This is a genomic window from Nesterenkonia populi (genome assembly GCF_007994735.1).
In the GTDB taxonomy this organism is placed as follows: domain Bacteria; phylum Actinomycetota; class Actinomycetes; order Actinomycetales; family Micrococcaceae; genus Nesterenkonia; species Nesterenkonia populi.
The window spans coordinates 1,169,483-1,194,544 of the sequence record NZ_VOIL01000001.1; the positions used below are offsets into that span (position 1 = coordinate 1,169,483).

A 25,062-nucleotide genomic window follows, 5' to 3' on the forward strand; every position below is an offset into this window, starting at 1 on the left:
CGCCCGCTCCCGGCTAGGTTGGGAGTATGGCGACACGTACTTCCCCCTCGCGGTCGTCCGGACAGAAGAGCTCCTCCACGTCCGGAAAGTCCCGCGCGACGACGTCGAAGAACAAGAAGCAGCAGCCCGCTGAAGAGCAGATGCCGCTTCCTCTGCGCATACTCAGCGCCCTCTGGATGGCAATCGCCACCCCGGTCGGCACGAGCGTGCGCGGAATCGGGCGGCAGGCGAAGATCCACCCCGACGACCGGCGCGACGCCGCCGGCCTGGTGTTCCTGCTGCTGGCCGCGGCGACCGCCGTCGTCGACTGGTGGGGCGCACGCCACTGGGACCACTGGGCCCCGGAGCTGGTGCACCGGCTCACGGCCGGATCCCTGGGGTGGGCGAGCGTCATCCTGCCGCTGGCCCTGCTGATCACCTCAGTCCGGCTGTTCCGCACCCCGCAGGCCCATGACGCCAACGGCCGGGTCGCGCTCGGCCTGGCGATCATCCTCGCTGCGGGCGCAGGCCTGGCGCATCTCGCCGCGGGTCTGCCGAGCATCAACGAGACGTTCGAGCGGGGAGAGTCGGGCGGCTTCGAACAGATGCTGACCTCCGGGGGCGTGATCGGCTACCTCGTCGCCGTGCCGATGGCATCCCTAGTGACTGCATACCCGGTGTGGGTGATCCTCAGCGTGGTGCTGCTCGCCGGCGTGCTGGTGCTCACCGACACCCCGCTGCGCCGCATCCCGGAGCGGATCGACGTCGCACGCCACTACCTGATCGGAGAGTCGGCGCCGCGGCCGGCCCCCGAGGAGGAGCACGAGGACCTGCCCTCGGGCGGAGGCTCCCAGCAGAAGACTGCTGAGTACACCGGGGGCACCCCGACCGCGCCGAAGTCCAAGACGAAGTCGAAGTCGAAGCGACCGGGCTTCTTTGCGAAGATCAGCGACGAGGACGCCTCCGGCACTGAGGCCGCGCACACCCAGGCCACTGAGATCCTCGGCGAGGAGGCCGCCGCTGAGGGAGCGTACGACTCACCGGTGGATGTGGATCCGGCGGCCGAGCCGGCGCCCAAGCCCGGCGCCAAGCGGCCCACCAAGCAGCAGCGGGAGATCCAGGCCGCCAAGGAGGCCGCCGGGCTGTACGACTACGAGGAGATGGTCGGGCAGAAGAAGCCTGCCGGGACTCAGTCCGAGGCCTCGTCCTCCGCCGCATCGATCCCGATGACCAGCGAGCCGGAGAAGCCGGCCCCTGTCACGGACTTCCCCGTGCGCTCCGAGCAGCTCGAACTGGCCGGGGACGTCACCTACACGCTGCCGGACCAGAAGCTGCTGCCGGCCGGTCCCGCGCCCAAGGAGCACACCGCCGCGAACGACGAGATCGTCGAGGCGCTGAACCGCACCTTCGCCCAGTTCAAGGTGGAAGCCCAGGTCACCGGGTTCTCCCGGGGCCCGACGGTCACCCGCTACGAGGTGGAGCTGACCCCCGGCACCAAGGTGGAGAAGGTCACCAGCCTGGAGAAGAACATCTCCCTGGCAGTGGCCTCCAACGAGGTCCGCATCCTCAGCCCGATCCCCGGCAAGTCCGCGATCGGCATCGAGATTCCCAACCGGGACAAGGAAGTCGTCGCACTGGGCGACGTCATGCGCTCCAACGCCGCCCGCAAGACCGACCACCCCATGGTGATGGGCGTGGGCAAGGACGTCGAGGGCGGCTATGTGGTCGCCAACCTTGCGAAGATGCCGCACATGCTGGTGGCCGGTGCCACCGGTGCCGGCAAGTCCGCGTTCATCAACTCGATGATCACCTCGGTGCTGATGCGCGCCACCCCGGACGAGGTCCGGATGGTCATGGTGGATCCCAAGCGGGTGGAGCTCACCGGCTACGAGGGCATCCCCCACCTGATCACCCCCATCATCACCGACCCCAAGAAGGCCGCGGAGGCCCTGGAATGGGTCGTGAAGGAGATGGACAACAGGTACGACGATCTCGCCCACTTCGGATACAAGCACGTGGACGACTTCAACAAGGCCGTCCGGGCGGGGAAGATCCAGCTGCCCCCGGACTCCAAGCGGGTCCTGCGGCCATACCCGTACCTGCTGGTGATCGTGGACGAGCTCGCTGACCTCATGATGGTTGCCCCGCGCGACGTCGAGGACAGCATCGTCCGCATCACCCAGCTGGCCCGTGCCGCCGGCATCCACTTGGTGCTGGCCACCCAGCGACCCTCGGTGAATGTGGTGACTGGTCTCATCAAGGCCAACGTGCCCTCCAGGATGGCGTTCGCCACATCCTCGGCCACCGACTCCCGCGTGGTGCTGGACTCCGTGGGCGCGGAGAAGCTGCTCGGCCAGGGCGACGCGCTCTTCCTGCCGATGGGGGCCTCCAAGTCGATGCGTGTCCAGGGCGCATGGGTCAACGAGTCCGAGGTCCACGCCGTCGTCGAGCACGTGAAGTCCCAGCTGAAGGCTCAGTACGTGGACGACGCCGTGAAGGCGCTGGAGCCCAAGAAGAAGGAGATCGACGAGGACATCGGCGACGACCTCGAGCTGCTGGTGGCGGCCACCGAGCTGGTGGTCACCACCCAGTTCGGCTCCACCTCGATGCTGCAGCGCAAGCTCCGCGTCGGCTTCGCCAAGGCCGGCCGGCTCATGGACCTGATGGAGTCCCGCGGCGTCGTCGGCGCCTCCGAGGGGTCCAAGGCTCGTGACGTGCTGGTCCAGCCGGACGATCTCGCCGAGGTGCTCGCCACCATCAAGGGCCAGGACGCCCCGCAGGACGAGGAGCCCTACAACGGAGACGCCGTCGGCGTGGAGACCGCAGAGTCCGTCCCCCTGGCCGAGCCGCAGGGCGCGCCCGCCCAGGAGCCCCCGCAGGGCGGAACCACGGGGGCCGTCCAGACCGGCGAGGTCCAGGACCTCATCGCTGCGGACCTCGCTGAGCGCACCCAGAAGCTCCCCGAGGTCACCGAGTACTACGACGGGCACGACTCCGAGGGCGACGAGGACGCCTGGGACCTCACCGGCAGACGCTAGTACCCTCAAGTCCATGACCGCACCGAATTCCGGCACTCAGCCACCAGTCCCGCTGTGGAACATCGCCAATGCGCTCACGATGCTTCGCATTGCGCTGGTGCCGGTGTTCGTGATCGCCCTGCTGCTCGACGCCGACGGGCTCGAGCCGCACGAGGGCGCCTGGAGGTGGGCTGCAGCGGCCATCTTCGCGGCCGCGATGATCACCGACAAGATCGACGGGGACCTCGCCCGGGCTAAGAACCTGGTCACCGACTTCGGCAAGATCGCCGACCCCATCGCCGACAAGCTGCTCGTCGGCGCCGCCCTGATCATGCTCTCCCTGCTGGGCGAGCTGCCGTGGTGGGTCACCATCGTCATCCTCGTGCGTGAGCTGGGGATCACCCTGCTGCGCATGTGGATGATCCGCACCCAGGTGATGCCCGCCTCCCGCGGCGGCAAGCTGAAGACCCTCCTGCAGGCGATCGGCCTTCAGCTGATGCTGCTGCCCCTGTCCGTCATCGCCGGGTGGCTCGACACTCTCGCCCTGTGGATCATGATCATTGCCGCCGTCGTCACCGTCATCACCGGCATCGACTACGTGGTCCAGGCGCTGCGGATACGCCGGGCCGCCGCAGGCCCCAAGGAGACTCCATGACCGTCCGGGGAGGAGCCGGAGAGGTCGCCGAGGAGGCAAGCCGCCGCCAAGACCCGGTGGAGCTGGTGCAGCGGTGCGCCCACCGCGGGCTCACCATTGCCACTGCGGAGTCGCTGACAGCAGGCTCGCTGGCCGCCCGGATCGCCGACGTCCCCGGGGCCTCCGCCGTGCTGCTCGGCGGTGTGGTCTCCTACTCCGTCGGCGTCAAGGAGGAAGTCCTCGAAGTTCCCGGCAGCCTGCTGGAGGAGAGGGGAGCCGTCGACGGCGAGGTGGCCGCCTGCATGGCACGAGGCGCAGCCCGCCGCTGCCGGACCGACATCGGCATCGCCACTACCGGAGTCGCAGGCCCCGCCTCGCACGACGGCAAAGACGTCGGCACTGTCTATCTGGGTGCGGCGGTCACCAAAGACGCCGTCGCCCGGCTCGGCATCACCCTGCCCCCGGACTCCGCGCCCCATCAGATCGACGCTGACTGGGTCACCGGCTCGATCCTGCTTGACCTTGCCCCCGACGCCGAAGACGTCGACGACATGCGCGCCCACATCCGGTCCGCCTCCGTAGAGGGGGCTCTGAAGGTCCTCTACGACCTGCTCCTCACCGAGCCGGCCGGCATGACGGGAAGCCAGGAGGGGTAGGGCCTCCCGCTGGAGAGGGTTTCGGGCTAGTGTGGGAACAAGTCAGCCCCCTATCCCGTTGTTCCAGGTCAGTTCGAAAACGATCCGAGTCTCAGCCGCAGCCGCTCAGCAAGGAGTCAGCACATGGTGCGACAGCCAGTCACCGTCAACGGAGTCACCCGGTGGAAGGACACCGAGGAGCAGCTCCCCCACGTCGAAGCGCCGGAGGCCAAGGGCGTGACCATGCGCCAGGAGATCGGTGACGTGCTCCGCAGCATTCGCCAGGAGGAGGGCCGGACCCTCCGCGACGTCTCCCACGGCGCCCGGGTCTCCCTCGGATATCTCTCGGAGGTGGAGCGCGGCCAGAAGGAAGCGTCCTCCGAGCTGCTCGCCTCCATCTGCGCAGCTCTGAACGTCCCGCTGGCCGTCATGCTCTTCCAGGTCGCCGAGCGCATCGCCGTCGCTGAGGGTGTGACCATCCCCGACACTGTCCCCGCAGAGTTCCAGCAGGAGTTCAGCACCGACGAGCTCATCGGTGCGTGAGTCCCGGTTCTGGTCACTCATGGAGGGTGAGTTCGGCGAGGGCTACGCCCACGTGCTCGCCGGAGAGCTGGTCATCAGCGAGTACCAGCTGACCGCCAGGCAGGCGCTGGAGGCCGGTGTGCAGCCGCGACAGGTATGGGCCTCGCTGTGCCTTCAGCAGGATGTCCCCGAAGAGCGTTGGCTGGGACGGGACATCACGCCCAAGAGGGGCTGAAGGTCCGGGCATGCACGGCGTGTTGGTTCGAACATATATTCGATGTGGGGCTAGAGTCTTGCACTGAGGGTAGTCGCAGTCGGCGCCACGCCGAACGGCCCGCAGTCCAGGCAGTGTCAGAAGGCATGTCAGAGGCCGGTCATAGTGTCGACTGCGTACCGACAGACCACAACCCGTGAGGTGAACCATGGCAGCAAGTCCTGACCGCGAGAAGGCCCTGGAAGCGGCCCTGGCCCAGATCGACAAGCAGTACGGCAAGGGCTCAGTGATGCGCCTGGGCGATGAGACCCGGGCCCCCATCGAGGCGATCCCGACCTCCTCCATCGCTATGGACGCCGCACTGGGCATCGGAGGATTCCCCCGGGGCCGTGTGGCGGAGATCTACGGCCCGGAGTCCAGCGGCAAGACCACAGTGGCGCTGCACGCTGTGGCCAACGCTCAGAAGAACGGGGGCATCGCCGCGTTCATCGATGCGGAGCACGCTCTGGACCCCAGCTACGCCGCGAAGCTGGGTGTGGACACCGACGCTCTGCTGGTGTCCCAGCCCGACACTGGTGAGCAGGCTCTGGAGATCATGGACATGCTGGTCTCGTCCGGCTCTCTGGACATCGTCGTCATCGACTCGGTGGCCGCACTGGTGCCCCGCGCGGAGATCGAGGGCGAGATGGGTGACTCCCACGTGGGCCTGCAGGCCCGCCTGATGTCTCAGGCGCTGCGTAAGATCGCCGGCCGTCTGGCCCAGACCAAGACCACCGCGATCTTCATCAACCAGCTGCGTGAGAAGGTCGGTGTCTTCTTCGGCTCCCCTGAGACCACCTCCGGCGGCAAGGCCCTGAAGTTCTACGCCTCCGTGCGTGTGGATGTTCGCCGCATCGAGACCCTCAAGGAGGGGACCAACGCGGTCGGCAACCGGACCCGCGCCAAGATCGTGAAGAACAAGATGGCCCCGCCGTTCAAGCAGGCCGAGTTCGACATCCTCTACGGGGAAGGCATCTCCAGGGAGGGCGGCCTGATCGACGTAGGGGTGGAGAACGGCCTGGTGAAGAAGTCCGGTGCCTGGTTCACCTATGAGGGCGACCAGCTCGGCCAGGGCAAGGAGAAGGCCCGCCAGTTCCTGAAGGACAACCCGGACCTTGCCGATGAGGTTGAACGCCGCATCAAGGAGAAGCTCGGCATCATCAAGCCTGAAGGTGAGGAAGAGGCGCCTGAGCTCAAGGCCGTCTGACACGCCTGCGGGCACTGAATGGGCACTCCTCGGCCCAGCACATCGCAGGCCAGATCAGACGGGAGGCAGATGAACGACAAGATTGAAGAGCTCCGACAGACTGTGGAGAAGCTGGAGTCCGGAGAGATTCGCTCCGACCTCTTCCACGGGGAGGCCGCGGAGGCTCCTGCCGGTTCCGGGAAGGGGAGTCGGCAGGAGCCTGCAGCAGCTGAGGGCTCCGGCTCGGAATACTCCAAAGCTCGGGCTGCGGTCCTGCGAAAGCTGACCGGATCGCCGAAGTCCCGGCACCAGCTCGCTGAAGCGCTCCGGGAGAAGGAACACTCCGAGGAGATCGTCGGGCAGGTGCTGGACCGGATGGAGGAGGTGCAGCTGATCGATGACGCCGCCTTCGCGCATACCTGGGTGCGCACCCGCCACGAGCTCAAAGGCCTCGGGGCCTCCGCGCTCCGCCGGGAGCTGCAGGAGAAGGGGATCAGCCCCGAGGACATCGAAGCTGCTCTGGATCAGCTGACCGTCGAGGACCAGGACGCGGCAGCCCGGGAACTGGTCGAGAACAAGCTGCGCGGCGTCGTCGTGCCCGTCGGCATGGGACCTGAGGACCGCAGCGAGCGGGACAAGCTCACCCGCAGGCTGGTCAACATGCTCGCCCGCAGGGGGCACAGCCCGGGAACCGCTTTCAGCATCGTCCGGGATGCCCTGGACACCCGCGCCGCGTAGAATCCGCAGGACACCCCGCACCCTTCACGCACCCGCGTACCACGCACCGCAGAGCAGAGCCGATGACAGACACCCTCCTGGACCGCCCCGCACAGCGCACCGGACCCTCCCGCACCTATGAGGTGCGCACCTTCGGATGCCAGATGAACGTCCACGACTCCGAACGGATCTCCGGGCTTCTCGAAGGCTCCGGCTACAGCCCAGCGGAGGACGGCCAGACCCCGGACCTCGTCGTCTTCAACACCTGCGCGGTCCGGGAGAACGCCGACAACCGGCTCTACGGCAACCTCGGCCAGCTCAAGAGCATCAAAGCGGCCCGGGAAGGCATGCAGATCGCCGTCGGCGGCTGCCTCGCCCAGAAGGACCAGAACACCGTCCTGGAGAAGGCGCCCTGGGTCGACGTCGTCTTCGGGACCCACAACATCGGCTCCCTGCCCACCCTGCTGGAACGCTCCCGGCACAACGCTGAGGCTGAGCTGGAGATCCTCGAGTCCCTCGAAACCTTCCCCTCCACCCTGCCGACCAAGCGGGAGACCGTGCACTCCGGCTGGGTGTCGATCTCTGTGGGCTGCAACAACACCTGCACCTTCTGCATCGTCCCCTCCCTGCGCGGCAAGGAGAAGGACCGCCGGCCCGGCGAGATCCTCGCCGAGGTCCAGGCGCTCGTCGACGACGGCGCCGTCGAGGTCACCCTGCTCGGCCAGAACGTCAACACCTACGGCGTCGAGTTCCGGGACCGAGGCGCCTTCGCCAAACTGCTGCGCGCCTGCGGCGAGATCGAAGGGCTCGAACGGGTCCGGTTCACCAGCCCCCACCCGGCGTCCTTCACCGACGACGTCATCGATGCCATGGCCGAGACCCCCAACGTGATGCCGCAGCTGCACATGCCCCTGCAGTCAGGCTCGGACCGGATCCTGAAATCCATGCGCCGGTCCTACCGCTCATCCCGGTTCCTCAGCATCCTCGACAAGGTCAGGGAGCGGATGCCGCGCGCGGCAGTCACCACCGACATCATCGTCGGCTTCCCCGGGGAGACCGAGGAGGACTTCGAGGAGACCATGCGGGTCGTCGAGGAGTCCCGGTTCGCCAGCGCCTTCACCTTCCAGTATTCGCCTCGCCCCGGAACTCCCGCCGCCGAGTTCGAGGACCAGCTGCCCAAGGAGATCGTCCAGGAACGGTTCGAACGCCTCCTCGCCCTGCAGGACCGCATCTGCGCCGAGGAGAACCAGAAGCTCCTGGGCACAGACCAGGAGCTTCTGGTCACCGCCGACTCCGGCAGCAAGTTCGAGCAGACCGGCCGACTCTCCGGACGGGCACCCGACCACCGGCTCGTCCACTTCAGCCTCCCCGACGGCGCCGAGCAGCCCCGGCCGGGAGACTTCGTCACCGTCCCGATCACCCGAGCCGGCAAAACCCACCTCATCGCAGACCCTGAGCCCCACCAGTACAGCCTGCGCCGCTCCCGGGCCGGGGACGCCTGGGACCGTCGGCAGGCTGACTCCTGCGGCGTCGGCACCACTCAGGTCACCGGGGACACGCCCGCCGCCGTCTCCCTCGGGATGCCCAGCATGCGCCCGGCCGGCAGCATCCAGGTCTGAAGCAGCCTGTGACCGCGCCTCTGATCACCGTCGTGGGCCCCACCGCCTCAGGGAAGTCCGGTCTCGCCGTAGAGCTCGCCGAACAGCTCACGGCCGAGGGTGCCCCCGGCGAGGTGATCAACGCCGACTCCATGCAGTTCTACCGCGGCATGGACATCGGCACCGCAAAAGTCACCGCCGAAGAGACGCGAGGGGTGCCCCACCACCTCTTCGACATCCTCAGCATCACCGAAGAGGCCGCCGCCTCCGAGTACCAGCCGCAGGCCCGGCAGAAGATCGCAGAGATTCGAGCGCGAGGGAAGACCCCCATCCTCGTGGGCGGGTCCGGGCTCTACGTGCGCGCCGCCATCGACATCATCGACTTCCCGCCCGCCGACGCCCAGGTCCGTGCCCAGCTGGAACGCGAGCTCGCAGAGCAGGGGAGCGAAACGCTTCGTCAGGAGCTGCGCACCAAGGACCCCGACTCTGAGGCGGTCATCCGGGACGACCGCCGCCTCATCCGGGCCCTTGAGGTCGTGAGGATCACCGGCGGCACCTTCACCGCCTTCATGCCGGAGCACCGCTGCGAGCCCTCCGTGGAGCCGGTGGTACAGATCGGCACGCATGTCGAAAGGCCTGTGCTGCGGGAACGGATCGAGCAGCGGGTCCATCAGATGGTCGAGCACGGCCTGCTCGAGGAGGTCCGTGCCCTCGAGGCCCAGGGGCTCCGGGAAGGAAAGACCGCCTCACGCGCCATCGGCTACCAGCAGTTCCTCAGCGTCCTGGACGGCCGGCACACCCACGAGGAGGCCGTGGAGCAGACCATCAACGCCACCCGGAAGCTCGCTCGCCGCCAGGACACCTGGTTCCGCGCCGACCGGCGCATCACCTGGATCCCCGCCCTGGAGCGCGATGCCGCAGATCAGGCAATGGAAGTCATCGCCGCCGCCCATGGTTAGGTAGACGCATGCAGTTCACCAAGGCCCACGCCACCGGCAACGACTTCGTCCTCCTGGCCGACCCCGCCGGGCAGATGGACCTGGACGCCGGCTTCATCGCCGCATCCTGCGACCGGCACCTCGGCGTCGGCGCCGACGGTCTGATCCGGGCGGTGCCCTCCCACTGGATGGCCAAGGGCCGCCGGCTGCTGGCCGAGCACGAGCTCGTCAGCACCGACGAGGCGCCGGTCTGGTTCATGGACTACTACAACGGGGACGGCTCGGTCGCTGAGATGTGCGGCAACGGGGTCCGCGCCTTCGTCCACTTCCTCGCCGCGGAGGGCCTCGCGGAGCTCGCTGAGGGGGAGGAGCTGCCGATCATGACACGCGCCGGGCTGCGCGCGGTCCGCCGGGTCCCGGAGGGCTACGCCGTGGGCATGGGGGTCTGGTCCTTCATCGACCCGCAGATGGCCGCAGAGCAGGCCAGCGACTCACTGGTGAAAGCCTCCAGCCAGCATGAGCCGCGCCCCGCCCTAAGCATCTCCATGGGCAACCCGCACACCGTCGTCGCGCTGCCGGACGAAGCCTCCCTTGAGCAGCTGAACCTGACCGAAGCGCCCACGGTGGAGCCGCTGCCGCCGCACGGCACCAACGTGGAGTTCGTAGTGCCCGGCAGCCCGCTGGTGCAGCACGGCGTCGGCCAGGTGCGGATGCGTGTGCATGAGCGCGGGTCGGGGGAGACCCTGTCCTGCGGCACCGGTGCCTGCGCAGCTGCGGCTGCCACGCGGGTGTGGGTCGCTGACGACGCAGTGGACACCTGGAAGGTCGCCGTCCCCGGCGGAGAGGTCACGGTGAGCTTCGCCGCCCGGGAGGACGGCGCCGAGGAGGTCACTCTCGCCGGCCCGGCCACCATTGTCTTCACCGGAGAGCTGGTCCCCTAGAGCCTATGGAGATCCCCGCCCTGATCCTTGCCGCACTGCTGCTCACCGCAGGCCTGGTGGGCTCTGCGCGGCGCGCGCTCGGCACCAAGACCGGACTGGGCCGCACCATCGTCTCCTCGGTGCTGGCTGTGGCGAGCCTCTGGCCGCTGGGCCTGCTCTTCGCCCGCCCCCTGGGGCTGGTGGACGCGGACGGCGCGTGGGACGCCGGCGGTCCCTCCCTGCTGGCCGCAGTGCTGCTGGCGCTGCTATGGATCCAGGTGGCCTCCGTCCTGATTCTGGTGACCCTGGAAGCATTGGCTCCGACCGCCTCGGTGCCCTCGCTTCCCCATCTGATCCGCAGCACCTACGCGCGCGCCCGGCGGGCCCGCCGGATCGCCCAGCTGGCCAAGATCGCCTCCTCCTCCGGGCTGACCAGGGTCCTGCGCACCGGCCCCGCCCACCAAGGCTTCGCCGACGCGCTGGTCACGGCGATCAACCGGTCCGGGGTGACATTCGTCAAACTCGGCCAGCTGCTCGCCACCAGGCAGGACCTGCTCCCGGACAGCGTCACCGACGCACTCTCATCCCTGCAGTCCCACGCCTCCCCGGTCCCGCTCGAGCAGGTCCGCAAAGTCATCCGCGACGAGCTGGGGGCAGAGCCGGAGGAGATCTTCGCCAGCTTCACGCCCGAGCCGATGGCCGCCGCCTCGGTCGCCCAGATCCACGCCGCCCGCACCCATGACGGCCGCGAGGTGGCGGTCAAAGTTCAGCGGCCGGCTGCCAGGGCCCAGGTCCGGGACGACATCGCGGTGCTGCAGCACGCCGCGGAGATCGCCGAGCAGCGGTTCGAATGGGCCCGCAGCATGCACCTGACCAGCCTCGTCCACGAGCTGATGGACACCATCCGCCAAGAGCTGGACTACCGGCAGGAGCTGACCAACACCCGGGCGCTGGAGCACGCGCTGAAGGACATTGACCAGATCGGCACCCCCGAGCCCATCGCGGAGCTCACCACCTCGAAGGTCCTGGTGGCCACCCGACTGGCCGGCCTCCCCCTCAGCGAGGCGCGGGAGAGGATCGTCACCCTGGATGAGGACCTGCGTGACCAGCTCGCCGACGACTTGGTCGCCGCCCTGATCGAGGGCATCTTCATCAAAGGGATCTTTCACGCGGACCTGCACCCCGGCAACATCATGCTGCTCGACAGCCAGGAGCTGGGACTGCTGGACTTCGGGTCCATCGGGGTGCTGGACTCCGAGGCTCGGCAGGTGCTCGCCACCCTCATATACGGAATCGTCCACGACGACGCCGTGACCGCCACCAACGCCTTCGTGCTCGGCTTCGACGTGCCGGAGGAGCTCGACCACACCCAGCTGCAGCGCGACATCGGCCGAGAGATCGCCCTGGTGCAGGGCACCCACGACCTCGACGCCGGCCTCTTCGCCCGGCTCTTCGAGCTCGCCCGCACCCACGGAGTCGGGATCCCCGGCGGGGTGACAGCCGCGTTCCGCAGCCTCGCCGCCGTCGAATCCTCCCTGCTGCTGCTCAACCCCCGGATGTCCCTGCTGGAGGCCGCCCGGACCCGCCTGGGCACCATCATGCGGCGCCTGAACTCGCCCGGCCGGCTCGCCTCCCAGGCGATCGGCAGCTCGGCGGTCTCCACCGCGGTCGCCCGACGCATGCCGATGCGGGTCGAGGAAGTCAGCTCCGCGCTCGCCGAGGGGCGGCTCACAGTGGACGCCCGGCCCTTCGCCAGCAGTGACGACCGCACCTGGGTCCGGGGCCTGGTGGATGACGCAATCGGCGCGGTCATCGCCGTCGCCGGCCTGCTGGTCGCCGCCCTGCTGATCACCCGGGAGGGCGGTCCCGAGCTGGTCGGAGCCCTCAGCCTCTATGAGATCCTCGGGATCGGCTTCGCCTTCGGCGGCAGCGTCCTGGCCCTGCGCTCCGTCATCCGGATCTTCCAACGCTCCACCTCCTGATCCCCCGGGCCGTTGGCCCGCGCGCCCTGTGCGGCCTGACACGGCCTGCGCGAAGAGACGCGTCGTGCCCGGCTATCGGGGAGAGGGGAAGAGCCGGCCGACGTCGGCGCCGAGGGTCCGCAGCGCCAGTGAGGTGAAGAGGACGGTCCCGGCGAGCAGAGTGCGGCGCCCCCTCAGGATCTCCTGGAGCTGGGCTGAGCCGGGGGCTTCATGCACCGCCTCCCCGAGGTCCTCCAGCCGGACCCACTCCCACCGCCAGGCCTCCCGGTCCGGGGTGCCGGTGTAGGCCCCGGGCAGCTCCACAAACCTGCGCTCGCCGCCGAAGGGGCCCAGCGTCCTGGTGAAGCCCTCCAGGTCCTTGCCCGGTGGCAAGCAGACCAGCACCTGGTCGACGTCGCCGAGCTCGCCCCGCGCAAAGTCCAGCCCCGAGGCCAGACCCTCCCCGGAGACCGCCGAGTCGATCACGCAGCGCCCGCCCGGGACGTCGTGAACAGAGAGCCGCCCGGGATAGCTGACCGACCGCAGCAGAGCAGGCAGAGCCTCTCCTCGAATGGTGCTTTCGGGCTCGTCTTTCCCGCCCTCACGCATCATTGGAGGAGAAGAAGCATCCTCATGGCCCAGGATGCCCCTCGAAAGCTGCAGGGCGGCAGTGACGCCCGCAGCGGCGTTCTCGCGCTGGAACCCGGAGGGCAGGTGACAGACCAGGGAGCGGGCCTCGCTGCTGACTCGGAGCAGCGTCGTCGCGGCTCCAGCCTGCCGCACCGCTTCTTCCGCATCATCCGACTGCGCCAGGCTGACGCAGAACCGGGTCCGCTCGCTGATCACCCCGGTCTTGTCCCGGGCGACGTCTGCCACCGTCGGCCCCAGGAGATCGAGGTGCTCACCGAAGACCCGGGTGAGCACGACGCCGTCCAGCGGCCAGTGGGAGAGATCGTCCGAGGCCCCGCCGATCCCAGCCTCCACCACGGCCGCCTCCGTCCCGGCCTCCTCGAAGATCAGCATTCCCATCAGCAGGAAGAGGCCCGTGGGTGCGAGGTACCCGGACTCGGCGGTCGCTTCGGGCAGCTTCCGGCGGGCCTCCTCAAGGCGCAGCAGCGCCCGACGCCGGGTGCTCTCCTCCACCACGCGCCCGTCGATCCGGATGCGGTCAGCGTTGCTGAGGATTCCCGGGCTCATCACTGTTCCCACGTGGTGGCCCAGTCCGGCCAGCGCGGCGGAGGCGTATGCGCTCGCGGTGCCTTTGCCCTTGGACCCGACGACTCCGATGACCGGGTGCTGCACCAGGCCGGGGTCATACCGCAGCACGCGCATCAGCTGCCGGGTCCGCCCCAGCGACCGGGAGGAGACGGCCCGCAGCCGTCCCCACTCGGCGAACACCACCGCTTCCTCCAGGTCAGGGAAGGGCAGCGCCTCAAGCGCGGCCAGGGGCCTCATCGCCGCACTCGCAGCAGACGGAAGCCCTTGTCCGTCTCGGGCCGGTCGACGTCGTACCGCTCGCCGAGGGTCGATGCCAGCCACTTCTGCAGCGAATCGGCTCCGAGGTTCTTCTGGACGACGAGCCAGCTCTCCCCGCCGTCGGCGAGGCGCGGCAGCCAGGTCAGCAGAATCTCGTGGAGCACAGCCTTGCCCACCCGGATGGGCGGGTTGGACCAGATGGTGCTGAACCTGGTCTCCGGCGGCACATCCTCCGGTGCGGCGACCGTCACATTGTCCAGGCCCAGAGCCGCGGCGTTCTCCGCGCAGAGCTGCCGGGAGCGGTCGTTGACGTCGACCGCCCACACCCGCGCCTCGGGGGAGCGCATCGCCAGGGTCAGAGCGATGGGCCCCCATCCGCACCCTATGTCCAGCAGATCCCCGGCGGGGGGCGGATCCGGGACGTGCTTGAGCAGCACCGCGGTGCCCTTGTCCAGTCCGCCGGGGGAGAAGATCCCGCCCGCGGTGGAGACAGTGACCTCCCGCCCGTTGAGCACGATGCTGACCTGCTGACGCTCGAAGGGGCCTTCGGGGGAGGACGAGAAATAGTGCGCGGTGCTCACGGGTTGCTAGAGTAGTACGTATGAAGATCTGGGCTCGTACTGCTTTCATCCGCCTTCGCGGCTGAACTGCGCTTTTCAGCACCCTGCTCCCGCCCGGCGCCGTCGGCTGCGGTTGAGCGTCACGCCCAGAGAACTTCCCAAGGACTTTCATGACTGAACAGAACAATCACCCCACTGACGCGTCCATCGATGAGACCATCGCCCGCATCCTGGCGGCCGATGACGCCTCCCGAGAGACCGAAGCCGCTACCTTCAACCAGGCTGAGTCGGACGCCGAGACCGCCCAGGCCAACCGTGACTCCCTGCGCCGTTCAGTGCTGGACGGCCGCGCCCGGGAGCTCGCCGACATCAGCGAGCACACTGAGCACGACGGCGACCAGTTCGACCTGGTCGAGCGCCGGAGCCTGCGCCGAGTCGAGGGGCTGTCCACCGAGCTGGAGGACATCACCGAGGTCGAGTATCGCCAGCTGCGCCTGGAGCGCGTGGTCCTGGCGGGCCTCTACTCCGGCAGCAGCACCGCGGAGGCAGAGCACTCCCTGCGGGAGCTGGCCGCCCTCGCGGAGACTGCCGGCTCCACGGTGCTGGACGGCTTCCTGCAGCGGCGCGCGACCCCGGACCCGGGAACCTTCTTCGGCTCCGGCAAGGCGGAGGAGATGCGTGCCGCGGTCGCTGAGCTGGGCGCGGACACCGTCGTCGTCGACTCCGAGCTGGCCCCGTCCCAGCGGCGCGGCCTGGAGGACATCGTCAAGGTCAAGGTGATCGACCGCACCGGCCTGATCCTGGACATCTTCGCCCAGCACGCCAAGTCCCGGGAGGGCAAGGCGCAGGTGGAGCTGGCCCAGCTGGAGTACCTGCTGCCGCGTCTGCGCGGCTGGGGCGAATCGATGTCCCGGCAGGCCGGCGGTCAGGCCGGCGCCGGCGGGGCCGGAATGGGCTCCCGCGGCCCCGGCGAGACCAAGATCGAGCTGGACCGGCGTCGCATCAACCAGCGGATGGCGAAGCTGCGCCGAGAGATCAGGAGCATGAAGCCGGCCCGGGAGGCCAAGCGCGCCAACCGAAAGCGCAACGCTGTGCCGTCGGTCGCGATCGCCGGGTACACCAATGCCGGGAAGTCCAGCCTGCTCAACCGCCTCACCGACGCCGGTGTGCTGGTGGAGAATGCGCTGTTCGCCACCTTGGACCCCACCACCCGCAAGGCGGTCACCCCGGACGGGATCGGCTACACGCTCTCCGACACGGTCGGGTTCGTCCGGCAGCTGCCCACCCAGCTGGTGGAGGCGTTCCGCTCAACGCTGGAGGAGGTCGCCGAGGCCGACCTGATCCTGCACGTGGTGGACGCCTCCCACCCCGAGCCGGAGGGTCAGATCGCCGCGGTCCGCGCGGTCCTTGCCGAGGTGGACGCCCACGAGGTCGACGAGATCATCGTCCTGAACAAGGCCGACACCGCCGAGGACCACGTCATCGACCGGATCAGACGCCGTGAGCCGCATGTGGCGGTAGTCTCCGCGCACACCGGAATGGGCATCGAGGATCTCAAGCGGCGGATCGCCGACTCGATCCCGCGCCCGAACATTGAGATGCACCTGCTGGTGCCCTATTCCGAGGGGGACGTGGTCGCCCGACTGCACGCCGCGGACGCGGAGATCCTGCACACCGATTACCAGGAGGGCGGCACCCGCCTGCAGGTCAGGGTGCGCGGCCCGCTGGCTGCCGAGCTGCAGCAGTACCGGGTGCAGGACGACGCCGCATGAGCCGGACGGCGGCGGATGCCCCCGCGGCGGGCAGGGAGGCGCAGCAGCTGCTGAGCACCGCCGTGGAGGCGTTCGGGGGCACCCGCCGCGAGGGTCAGGAGGAGATGGCCCGCCGGGTGGCCGGGGCCCTGGACCGGGGCAAGCACCTGCTGGTGCAGGCCGGCACCGGCACCGGCAAGTCGCTGGCCTACTTGGTGCCCGCCGTCGCCCATGCTGTGCAGGCGGAGAAGCCGGTGATCGTCTCCACGGCGACCCTCGCCCTGCAGGCGCAGATCATGGGTCGGGACCTCCCGCGCCTGCTGGAGAGCCTCGAACCAGAGCTGGAGCGCCCGGTGGAGGTGGCCCTGGTGAAGGGTCGCGCGAACTACCTGTGCAAGCAGAAGCTCGCCGGAGGCTTCCCCGAGGGGGACGACGACGCTGAGGCGCTGTTCTCCGTCGCGGCTGAGCCCAGCGGGGGCGTGACGACCTATGAGCCCACCTCCAAGCTGGGCAAGCAGGTGGTGATGCTGCGCGAATGGGCGGAGAAGACGGAGACCGGCGACCGCGACGACCTGCCCGAAGGGGTCACCGACCAGGCATGGCGGCAGGTTTCCGTCAACGCGGTGGACTGCCTGGGCCGGAAGTGCCCGATGGTGGAGGAGTGCTTCACGGAGCAGGCCAGGGCCCAGGCCGCTGACTCCGACATTGTGGTCACCAACCATGCGATGCTGGCCATCGACGCCTTCGAGGGCCTGGAAGTCCTGCCGGAGCATGACGCCGTGATCATCGATGAGGGGCACGAGCTCGCTGAGCGGGTGACTTCTGCAGTGACGGTGCACCTCTCGGCGGCCATGATCCAGGCCGCGGCCTCCTCGGCCCGCCGGCACACGGCGATCCGGGTGGAGCCGCTGCAGGACGCCGCGGCTGCGGTGGGCGCCGCCTTCGACGGGATCGAGGACGGACTGCTGAACAAGACGCCCGGCAAGCCGACGGGGCTCCGCGAGCGGCAGCTCTCCGCGGTCCAGGCCGCCCGTGACGCCGCCAAGACCGCCCTCTCCGACTCCAAGCCCGCGGGGGACAGCACCGCCGGCGAGGCTGAGGCCGGAAGGACTGCCGCACGTGCCCGGCTTCAGGCGGTCTACGACGTCGCCAACCGCATCCTCCAGGCCGACGAGACGCCCGACGTCGTCTGGCTCACCCGGCCCGGAACCTTCACCCCCGGCCAGGGCTACACCCCGGCGGACCCGACCGAGCCGCCGCTGATCTACGTGGCGCCCACCACGGTGGCCGAACGTCTGCGGGAGGGGCTCTTCGGCACGCGCACGGTGGTGCTGACCTCCGCGACGCTGGCGGTGGGAGGCAGCTTCGACCCTGTGGCCGGGCAGCTGGGGCTCTCCGGCCCGAAGGCTCCGGGCTGGGATGCGGCGGATGTCGGCAGCCCGTTCGACTACCCCAAGCAGGGAATGCTGTACGTGGCCAAGCATCTGCCGGCCCCCTCGCTGAATACTCAGCACGCCCAGAGGGAGGAGCTGGGCCGGCTCATCGAAGCGTCCAAGGGTGCGACGCTGGCCCTCTTCTCCTCCCGCCGAGCCGCGGAGGAGGCCGCGGCGCAGCTCCGGGAGCAGCTGGACGTGCCGATCCTCTGCCAGGGCGATGCGACGATGTCTGCCCTGGTGCGAGAGTTCGCAGAGGACCAGGAGACATGCCTGTTCGGGACGATGTCTCTCTGGCAGGGGGTGGACGTTCCGGGGGAGTCCTGCCGCCTGGTGGCGATCGACCGGATCCCGTTCCCGCGCCCGGACGACCCGCTGATGAACGCTCGGAGCCAGGAGGTCGCACGGTCCGGCGGCAACGGGTTCATGGCGGTCTCCGCGGCGCACGCCGCGGTGCGCCTGGCGCAGGGCGCGGGGCGGCTGATCCGCACGCAGGAGGACCGGGGAGTGCTGGCGGTGCTCGATTCCCGGCTGGCCACCAAGCAGTACGGCAGCTACCTCAAGCAGTCCATGCCTGACTTCTGGGCCACCACCGACAGCAGTGTGGCGCAGGGCGCCCTCCGTCGGCTGTCCGGCTCAGGCTAGCCTCCGTTCGGGCTGCGGAGCCGAGTGCATCGCCCCTAGAGGCTGCGCAGGACGGTGACGACCTTGCCCATGATGGCGGCCTCGTCGCCGAGGATCGGTTCGTACTGCCGGTTCTGCGGGAGCAGCCACTGGTGGCCGTCCCGCCGCTTGAGGGTCTTCACGGTGGCCTCCTCGTCCAGAAGCGCCGCGACGATGTCCCCGTTGTCGGCATCGGCCTGGCGGCGCACCACCACCCAATCGTCCTCGAAGATTCCGGCCTCGATCATCGAGTCGCCGCGGACCTGCAGCATGAACAGCTCGCCCTCTCCGGTGAGCTGCCGCGGCAGGGCCATCACGTCCTCCACGTTCTGCTCGGCGAGGATGGGCCCGCCGGCGGCGATCTGTCCCACCAGAGGCACCTGGGAGACGCGCGAGTCGACCTGCTGCCGGTAAGCGTCGAGGTCGACGACGCCGGAGGGGTCCTCGCGCACCTCGGGGGCGTCTGCGGCTGAACCGGCGGGGCCGTCTGCGCTCACCGGCTCGGCGAGGGGGCGGCCGGAGGAGTCGCGGAGCACCTCCATCGCCCGAGGCCGCCCAGGATCGCGGCGGATGTAGCCGAGCTGCTGGAGCCTGCCCAGCTGATGGGTGACGGAGGAGAGGGAGGCCAGGCCGCAGGCGTCGCCGATCTCTCGCATGGACGGCGGATAGCTCCGCTCGGCCAGCGCCTCCTGGATGATGTCGACGATCCTCCGCTGCCGCTCCGTCAGCGATGCCGCGTCATTTTCCATGTCATACCCCCGCAGTTGGATGGTCTGTGTCTTCGAGCGCTCTCGAATGCTGGTTCGAAGCCTACGGGAGTTCGGACACAGTTTCCATCATTGTGTTCGATTCGAGGTAGAAGCTATCGAAGATGTGTGCTAAAAATAGAACAGATGTTCGAATCGACGTTCGAGCTCACTACAGGAGGACACCATGACCAGCACCGCATCGCAGACTTCGGGCATCCAGCTGACCCGCAGGGGGCGGCTCGTGCTCTTGGGCCTGCCCTCCATGCTTGCTGCTGCGGCCTTGGCGGCCCTTCTCCTCTTCGGCCTGTCGGGCCTGACGAACCAGGCCCAGGCCTCTTCGCAGGAGGTCTCTGGGGTGGAGGCTGTGGAGGTCACCGTCGCACCGGGGGAGACTCTGTGGGAACTGGCCCAGCGGGCTGAGTCGCAGGCTCCGGTGCAGGAGACCATCACCCGCATCGCGGAGATCAATGACTTGGATTCCTCCCAGGTGGAGGCGGGACAGACCCTGTACCTGCCTGCTGCTCAGTAACGGACACCCTGCCTGACCGCTCGGCCATAGGATGGAGCGGTGACTGACGCTCAGAGTTCGAATGCACGCGCTGACCGCCTGGCCGCACTGCCCATCCGTGAGGAGCTGAAGGGGCAGCAGCCCTATGGCGCTCCTCAGCTGACCGTGCGGGCGATGCTCAACGTCAACGAGACCACGCATGAGGTGCCCGCCGACGTGGTGGACGCCATCACCAAAGAGGTGCGCGTGGCCGCCGCGCAGATGAACCGGTATCCGGACCGCGAGTTCACCGTTCTGCGGGAGAAGCTCGCAGACTTCCTCAGCAGGGACCTGCCGCAGGCTCACTTTACCGCGGAGCACATCTGGGCGGCCAACGGTTCCAACGAGATCATGCAGCACCTGCTCCAGGCCTTCGCCGGCCCGGGCCGGTCCGTCATGGCCTTCCCTCCCACCTATTCGATGTACCCGCTGTATGCCCGGGGCACCTACAGCGACTACATTCCCGGCACCCGCAACGAGGACTACACGCAGTCCGCCGAGGATGTCGCTGCGCAGATCCGCGAGCACCGGCCGAACGTCGTCATCCTCACCTCGCCCAACAACCCCACCGGCACCGCTCTGGACCTTGATGTGGTGCGGGCCGCCTATGAGGCCGCGGCCGAGTCCGCGACCATCGTGATCGTGGATGAGGCCTACGGTGAGTTCCGCCAGCCCGGCGTGGCCTCAGCTCTGGAGCTTCTGGAGGGCCGCCCCCGGCTCGTCGTCACCCGCACCATGTCCAAGGCCTTCGCCATGGCTGGGGGCCGGCTCGGATATCTCGCCGCAGCGCCGGAGATCACCGACGCACTGCGACTGGTGCGTCTTCCCTACCACCTGTCGATCTACACCCAGGCGGCAGCCTGCGCCGCGCTCGATCACGCCGAGAGCCTCATGGCCAATGTGGAGAAGATCAAGGTTCAGCGGGACCGGATCGTCGAGGAGCTCACCGCCATGGGTCTGGCACCCAGCCCCTCGGACGCCAACTTCGTGTTCTTCGGAGGCCTCGAGGATGAGAAGGCAGTCTGGCGGCACCTGCTTGACGACGGAGTGCTGGTCCGTGACGTCGGCATCGCCGGCCATCTCCGGGTCACTGCCGGCACCGAGGAGGAGACCACCCTTTTCCTCGACTCACTGCGCCGCTCACTGGGCCGTTAGACTGGAGGACCTATGGGAGCTGAACTGATTGAGGGCCGCGTCGCCCGGATGGAGCGCACCACCAGCGAGTCGCAGGTGAGCGTGCGCATGGACTTGGACGGCACCGGCACCTCGAACATCTCCACCAGCGTGCCCTTCTACGACCACATGCTGACTGCGCTCAGCCGGCACTCCCTCATCGACCTGGATGTCCAGGCTCAGGGCGACACCCACATCGATGTCCACCACACAGTGGAGGACACGGCCATCGTCCTCGGCGAGGTCCTGCGCGCCGCACTGGGCGACAAGCGCGGCATCCGCCGGTTCGGCAGCGCCATGGTCCCGCTGGACGAGGCTCTCGCCCAGGCGGTCGTCGACGTCTCCGGCCGGCCCTACCTGGTGCACTCGGGGGAGCCCGACGGCCAGCAGTACCACCTCATCGGCGGGCACTTCACCGGCTCCATGACGCGGCACGTCTTCGAAGCCATCACCCACCACTCCGGAATCTGCCTCCACATGCAGGTCCTCGGCGGCCGCGACCCGCATCACATCGTCGAGGCGCAGTTCAAGGCGTTCGCCCGAGCCCTGCGCGCGGCTGTGGAATCTGACCCCCGCACTGACGAGATTCCCTCCACCAAGGGAGCACTGTGAGCACCCTGCCCACCGTCGCTGTCCTCGACTACGGGTCCGGCAATGTCCACTCCGCGGTGCGTGCCCTCGAGCAGGCCGGCGCCGAAGTGGAGCTCACCCAGGACCGCCAGAGGCTGCTGAACGCCGACGGGCTCGTCGTCCCCGGCGTCGGCGCCTTCGCCGCCGTCATGGAAGCTCTGACCTCCACCGAGGCCCCCCGCTGGATCGGTCAGCGCATCGCCGGAGGCCGCCCCGTGCTCGGCATCTGCGTCGGCCACCAGGTCTTCTTCGAGCGCGGAGTCGAGCACGGCATCGTCGCTGAGGGCCTGGGGGAGTGGCCCGGCGAAGTCACGGCCCTGCCTCAGGACGTCGTCGTGCCCCACATGGGATGGAACACCGTGAACGCTCCGGAGGGCAGCGTGCTCTTCGACGGGATTGAGGACGAGCGGTTCTACTTCGTCCACTCCTACGCGGTGCAGAAGTGGGAGTTCGACCGTTCCATTCCGCAGATGGCCGCCCCCCGGGTCACCTGGGCCCACCATGGGGCAGATTTTGTCGCCGCAGTGGAGAACGGCCCCCTGTCCGCCACGCAGTTCCACCCGGAGAAGTCCGGCGAGGCCGGCCAGAAGCTGCTCCGCAACTGGATCGATTCCCTGAAGAGCTGACGCACAGGCCGCGTGAGGCGGCCATCTCCACCGAGCTGAAGAGAACGAAAGCGAGTCCCCATGACTGCAGCCCTTGAACTCCTGCCCGCCGTCGACGTCGAAGGCGGGCAGGCGGTCCGCCTGGTCCAGGGTGAGGCCGGCTCCGCCACCGGCTACGGCGACCCCCTCGATGCGGCGATGAAGTGGCAGCAGGAGGGAGCTGAGTGGATCCACCTGGTGGACCTCGACGCTGCCTTCGGGCGCGGGCACAACCGCGAGGTCCTCAAGCGCGTGGTCGAGCAGATCGACGTGAAGATTGAGCTCTCCGGGGGCATTCGCGACGACGAGTCCCTCGAGCGGGCTCTCGAGTTCGGCGCCGCCCGGGTCAACCTCGGCACCGCCGCCCTGGAGGACCCCGACTGGACCGCCAAGGTCATCGGCAGGCACGGCGACGCCATCGCCGTCGGCCTCGATGTGCGCGGTGAGACCCTCGCAGCACGCGGCTGGACCAAGGAGGGCGGCAACCTCTGGGAGGTGCTGCAGCGCCTCGAGGATGCCGGCTGCCCCCGGTACGTGGTCACTGACGTGACCAAGGACGGGACCCTGCGCGGCCCCAACACTGAGCTCCTCGCCGAGGTCTGCCGGAAGACGGAGAAGCCCGTCATCGCATCCGGCGGGATCTCGTCCATCGAGGACATTGAGGCCCTCGCCCAGCTGGTCTCCACCGGCGTGGAGGGCGCCATCATGGGCAAAGCCCTCTACGCGGGCAAGTTCACCCTTCCCCAGGCGCTCGAAGCCGCCCGCCAGAGTGCCTGAGCCGACCCCAGTCCGTGGCTGAGAACGACAGCGCCAAGGAGCTCCCCGCCCACATCGCCAACCTGCTGGGCAGGCAGCATCGGAGCGCCGACGGGAGGCCGGCGGACTCCGCGGGCATCCCGTGGCAGCACCGGGACCTCTCCGGCGAGGGGAACCCGCTTCACACCTTCGACGGCGACGACGGCCTCGCCGCGCCCGCGGTGGCGCAGGCGCGCTCAGCACTGATCGACGGCGTGGCGGACGAGGCAGAATTCGTCAACGCCCTGGCCGGGCAGCGCCTCTTCGCCCCGGTGATCGCCGCCGGGCACGGGGACGCCGAGCACGGCGACAAAGAGGCAGACATCTCCCTGGTGACCCTCACCGCTTCGGACGGACGCTCGGCGATGCCGATCTTCACCTCCGTGGAGGCGCTCACCGCCTGGCATCCACAGGCCCGTCCCGTAGCCGCGGAGACCGAACGGGTCTTCCTCGCAGCCCTGGCCGAGGGGGCCGAACTGGTGGTCCTGGACCCAGGGGCCGCAGGACCCGAGGCTGACAGTGCGCCCGAACTGACTTTCGTGGTCCGCCGCCCCGCCGTGGAGGCTCTCGCGCAGGGAACCGCATGGACCCCCGCCTATCAGGACCAGGAGCTCGCCGCTGCGCTGCACGAGCTGGTTGAGACGGCCCCAGGCGTCGCCCAGCTGGTCATTCAGCCCGGCCCCGGCACCATCACCCGCACCCCGTCAGGACGGACGGTTCTCGGCGGCGGCACGGGCCCGGAGCTGCGGATCGGCGTGGTGATGGATGAGGGGACTGACGACGTCGCCCGTCGGCTCGCCCTCGCGGCTGTTTCCAGCGGGCTTGAGGAGGTGCCGCTGCTGCGGCGCCGGGCCGATTCGGCGGAGGTTGTGCCGGCCGAGGCCGTCTAGTTCGGCACCGTCCGGCTCATCGGCTCAGACAGAGCCGAGGTGCCGCTGCATGTTCTCGGAGATCACGCGGAGCTGCTCGGCCTCAGCATCGTCCAGCGCGGGGTGGAACAGCTCCCTGATGTGCTGAGCGTGAACCTTGGACGCCGCGGCGAATGCCTCCTGGCCGGCTGGGGTGAGGCGGGCCGTCATCCCGCGCTTGTCCTGGGAGCAGTGGAAACGCTCCACCAGTCCCCGCTCGCTGAGCACCTTCACCTGGTAGGAGATGCGGGAAGGCGAGAAGATCATGTGCTCGGCCAGCTCGCCCATGCGCAGCGCCTGCTGGGGAGCTTCCGCGAGGGTGAGCAGAAGGTTGTAGTCAGCCAGCTTCAGCCCGGTGGCCGCGTGCAGCCGCTTCTCCATCTGCTGGGTGATCAGCGCCGAAGCCTCCAAGAAGGACCGCCAGGCCTTCGCCTTGGGGGAGTGGCCGGTGAGGCTGCGGCCGTGCTCCTCGGCTGAACGGGGCTCGGCGGTCACAGGGCTCTCCTCAGGCGTGCTCGTCATATGGAAGCGTCATTATATCGGCTCCCTGACAGCGTGGAACAGCGTGGGACTGCAGAGGGCCCGCACCAGCCGCGGCCGAGTGCGGGCCCTCTGCGGGGAAGGGGCAGGGAGGGGTCAGGAGCCGCTCTCGACGACGTCGCCTGTGGACACGTCGATGTAGACCTCGGTGCCGTCCACGAGCTCGATCTCCCAGACCACGGTTCCGTTCTCGTCGTCGAGGTCGGCATCCTCCGGCTCAGCGCCGCCCTCGTCCTCAGCGGCCTGCAGGGCTTCGACGAAGTCGATCTCCACGGCCTCAGCCTTCTGACGGTCGTCAGAGTCGAGGTCGTCCTGCTCCTCGTCGATGACTTCGTAGGTCTCCGGGTCCAGCTCCAGCTCGAGCTCGGCGTCAGCCTCGAGGTCGTAGAGGTCCACCTCGATCTCGTCGGACTCCACCTCGAACTGGCTGACCACGGCGTCGGGGTACTCCTCAGCGATCGCCTCGGCGGCCTCGTAGGCCGCTCCCTCTCCGCCGGCCTGGTCGTCGGCGCCGTCCCCGTTGGCTTCGTTCGCCGCGCCGTCCGTGTCGGTCGCCTCGTCGGTGGGCGCGGTCTCGGCGTCGTCGGCGCCGTCCTCCTCGAACTCGGCCTCTCCGTTGTCAGCGGTGTCCTCCTGGGCACCGTTCTGGTCGTCCGCGGTGCCGGCGCCGTTCTCCTCGTCAGGCGCGCAGGCGGCCAGGGCCAGGGTGGTGGCGGCAGCGACGGACAGGATTCCGAAAGTGGTGCTCTTGATCTCCATGCCCCCATTGGTACGCCCGGAGTCTGCAAAAGCACCTAGGAGCCGCTGAACATCAGCTTGGATGAGGAGCGTCG

Annotated in this window: 24 protein-coding genes; 19 read left to right on the top strand and 5 right to left on the bottom strand. The window is 68.9% G+C overall.

Annotated features, from left to right (window positions below; all coding sequences use genetic code 11):
- The first annotated feature begins 26 nt into the window (after positions 1-26).
- From FWJ47_RS05440 to FWJ47_RS05490, 11 genes are all read left to right on the top strand, one after another.
- Complete coding sequence (locus tag FWJ47_RS05440) at positions 27-3,017, top strand: FtsK/SpoIIIE family DNA translocase (protein ID WP_147105179.1); 2,991 nt, start codon at positions 27-29, stop codon at positions 3,015-3,017.
- Between the two features lie 13 nt (positions 3,018-3,030).
- On the top strand, positions 3,031-3,651 hold the full coding sequence (gene pgsA, locus FWJ47_RS05445) for a CDP-diacylglycerol--glycerol-3-phosphate 3-phosphatidyltransferase (RefSeq protein ID WP_147105182.1): 621 nt from the start codon (positions 3,031-3,033) through the stop codon (positions 3,649-3,651).
- Positions 3,648-4,286 carry a nicotinamide-nucleotide amidohydrolase family protein gene (locus tag FWJ47_RS05450; protein WP_147105185.1) on the top strand — a complete coding sequence of 213 codons (639 nt, stop codon included), beginning with the start codon at positions 3,648-3,650 and terminating at the stop codon, positions 4,284-4,286. The genes pgsA and FWJ47_RS05450 overlap by 4 nt, the downstream gene beginning before the upstream one ends.
- 123 nt (positions 4,287-4,409) lie before the next feature.
- Positions 4,410-4,808, top strand: coding sequence for a helix-turn-helix domain-containing protein (locus FWJ47_RS05455; RefSeq protein ID WP_147105188.1), 399 nt, complete (start codon positions 4,410-4,412; stop codon positions 4,806-4,808).
- Positions 4,801-5,022: a DUF3046 domain-containing protein gene (locus tag FWJ47_RS05460; protein WP_147105191.1), complete on the top strand. Its 222-nt coding sequence runs from the start codon at positions 4,801-4,803 to the stop codon at positions 5,020-5,022. The genes FWJ47_RS05455 and FWJ47_RS05460 overlap by 8 nt, the downstream gene beginning before the upstream one ends.
- A 187-nt stretch (positions 5,023-5,209) precedes the next feature.
- Positions 5,210-6,247, top strand: coding sequence for a recombinase RecA (gene recA, locus FWJ47_RS05465; protein WP_147105194.1), 1,038 nt, complete (start codon positions 5,210-5,212; stop codon positions 6,245-6,247).
- A 69-nt stretch (positions 6,248-6,316) separates the two neighbouring features.
- Positions 6,317-6,964: a regulatory protein RecX gene (locus FWJ47_RS05470; protein WP_147105197.1), complete on the top strand. Its 648-nt coding sequence runs from the start codon at positions 6,317-6,319 to the stop codon at positions 6,962-6,964.
- 62 nt (positions 6,965-7,026) lie between these two features.
- Positions 7,027-8,562 (top strand): tRNA (N6-isopentenyl adenosine(37)-C2)-methylthiotransferase MiaB, encoded by a 1,536-nt coding sequence (miaB, locus tag FWJ47_RS05475; RefSeq protein ID WP_147105200.1) that lies wholly within the window; start codon positions 7,027-7,029, stop codon positions 8,560-8,562.
- Positions 8,563-8,570: 8 nt separating this feature from the next.
- Positions 8,571-9,500 carry a tRNA (adenosine(37)-N6)-dimethylallyltransferase MiaA gene (miaA, locus tag FWJ47_RS05480; RefSeq protein WP_147105203.1) on the top strand — a complete coding sequence of 310 codons (930 nt, stop codon included), beginning with the start codon at positions 8,571-8,573 and terminating at the stop codon, positions 9,498-9,500.
- An 8-nt stretch (positions 9,501-9,508) separates the two neighbouring features.
- Complete coding sequence (gene dapF / locus FWJ47_RS05485; RefSeq protein ID WP_147105206.1) at positions 9,509-10,420, top strand: diaminopimelate epimerase; 912 nt, start codon at positions 9,509-9,511, stop codon at positions 10,418-10,420.
- Positions 10,421-10,425: 5 nt separating this feature from the next.
- Complete coding sequence (locus FWJ47_RS05490) at positions 10,426-12,381, top strand: ABC1 kinase family protein (RefSeq protein ID WP_147105209.1); 1,956 nt, start codon at positions 10,426-10,428, stop codon at positions 12,379-12,381.
- A gap of 72 nt (positions 12,382-12,453) precedes the next feature.
- Here FWJ47_RS05490 and FWJ47_RS05495 read toward each other — a convergent pair whose 3' ends face one another.
- Positions 12,454-13,815: a folylpolyglutamate synthase/dihydrofolate synthase family protein gene (locus tag FWJ47_RS05495; protein WP_147105212.1), complete on the bottom strand. Its 1,362-nt coding sequence runs from the start codon at positions 13,813-13,815 to the stop codon at positions 12,454-12,456.
- Positions 13,812-14,417, bottom strand: a complete 606-nt coding sequence (locus FWJ47_RS05500) for a class I SAM-dependent methyltransferase (RefSeq protein ID WP_147105215.1) — start codon at positions 14,415-14,417, stop codon at positions 13,812-13,814. The genes FWJ47_RS05495 and FWJ47_RS05500 overlap by 4 nt, the downstream gene beginning before the upstream one ends.
- A 149-nt stretch (positions 14,418-14,566) precedes the next feature.
- Between FWJ47_RS05500 and hflX the strand changes: the two genes are divergently transcribed.
- Together hflX and FWJ47_RS05510 are read left to right on the top strand one after the other, a co-directional pair.
- On the top strand, positions 14,567-16,168 hold the full coding sequence (gene hflX, locus FWJ47_RS05505) for a GTPase HflX (RefSeq protein ID WP_147105218.1): 1,602 nt from the start codon (positions 14,567-14,569) through the stop codon (positions 16,166-16,168).
- Entirely contained in the window at positions 16,165-18,225 is a 2,061-nt protein-coding gene (locus FWJ47_RS05510) for an ATP-dependent DNA helicase (protein WP_147105221.1), read from the top strand. The genes hflX and FWJ47_RS05510 overlap by 4 nt, the downstream gene beginning before the upstream one ends.
- Positions 18,226-18,260: 35 nt before the next feature.
- On the opposite strand, the gene lexA is transcribed toward FWJ47_RS05510, so the two are convergent.
- The gene (lexA, locus tag FWJ47_RS05515) at positions 18,261-18,992 is read right to left on the bottom strand and encodes a transcriptional repressor LexA (protein ID WP_147105223.1); all 732 of its coding nucleotides are present in this window, start codon (positions 18,990-18,992) and stop codon (positions 18,261-18,263) included.
- 184 nt (positions 18,993-19,176) lie between these two features.
- On the opposite strand from lexA, the gene FWJ47_RS05520 reads away from it, so the two are divergent.
- From FWJ47_RS05520 to FWJ47_RS05545, 6 genes are read left to right on the top strand one after another with little or no spacing between them, the layout of a single operon-like run.
- On the top strand, positions 19,177-19,521 hold the full coding sequence (locus tag FWJ47_RS05520; protein ID WP_147105228.1) for a LysM peptidoglycan-binding domain-containing protein: 345 nt from the start codon (positions 19,177-19,179) through the stop codon (positions 19,519-19,521).
- Positions 19,522-19,560: 39 nt separating this feature from the next.
- Complete coding sequence (locus tag FWJ47_RS05525) at positions 19,561-20,694, top strand: histidinol-phosphate transaminase (RefSeq protein WP_147105229.1); 1,134 nt, start codon at positions 19,561-19,563, stop codon at positions 20,692-20,694.
- Between the two features lie 12 nt (positions 20,695-20,706).
- Positions 20,707-21,324, top strand: coding sequence for an imidazoleglycerol-phosphate dehydratase HisB (hisB, locus tag FWJ47_RS05530; RefSeq protein WP_147105231.1), 618 nt, complete (start codon positions 20,707-20,709; stop codon positions 21,322-21,324).
- Positions 21,321-21,968: an imidazole glycerol phosphate synthase subunit HisH gene (gene hisH / locus FWJ47_RS05535; protein ID WP_147105234.1), complete on the top strand. Its 648-nt coding sequence runs from the start codon at positions 21,321-21,323 to the stop codon at positions 21,966-21,968. The genes hisB and hisH overlap by 4 nt, the downstream gene beginning before the upstream one ends.
- A gap of 60 nt (positions 21,969-22,028) precedes the next feature.
- The gene (gene priA / locus FWJ47_RS05540; protein WP_147105237.1) at positions 22,029-22,763 is read left to right on the top strand and encodes a bifunctional 1-(5-phosphoribosyl)-5-((5-phosphoribosylamino)methylideneamino)imidazole-4-carboxamide isomerase/phosphoribosylanthranilate isomerase PriA; all 735 of its coding nucleotides are present in this window, start codon (positions 22,029-22,031) and stop codon (positions 22,761-22,763) included.
- 14 nt (positions 22,764-22,777) lie between these two features.
- Complete coding sequence (locus tag FWJ47_RS05545) at positions 22,778-23,671, top strand: SseB family protein (RefSeq protein ID WP_170228496.1); 894 nt, start codon at positions 22,778-22,780, stop codon at positions 23,669-23,671.
- Between the two features lie 24 nt (positions 23,672-23,695).
- Here FWJ47_RS05545 and FWJ47_RS05550 read toward each other — a convergent pair whose 3' ends face one another.
- Positions 23,696-24,211 (bottom strand): MarR family winged helix-turn-helix transcriptional regulator, encoded by a 516-nt coding sequence (locus FWJ47_RS05550; protein WP_147105243.1) that lies wholly within the window; start codon positions 24,209-24,211, stop codon positions 23,696-23,698.
- Between the two features lie 114 nt (positions 24,212-24,325).
- Positions 24,326-24,988, bottom strand: a complete 663-nt coding sequence (locus FWJ47_RS05555) for a PepSY domain-containing protein (RefSeq protein ID WP_147105246.1) — start codon at positions 24,986-24,988, stop codon at positions 24,326-24,328.
- Positions 24,989-25,062: the final 74 nt, after the last annotated feature.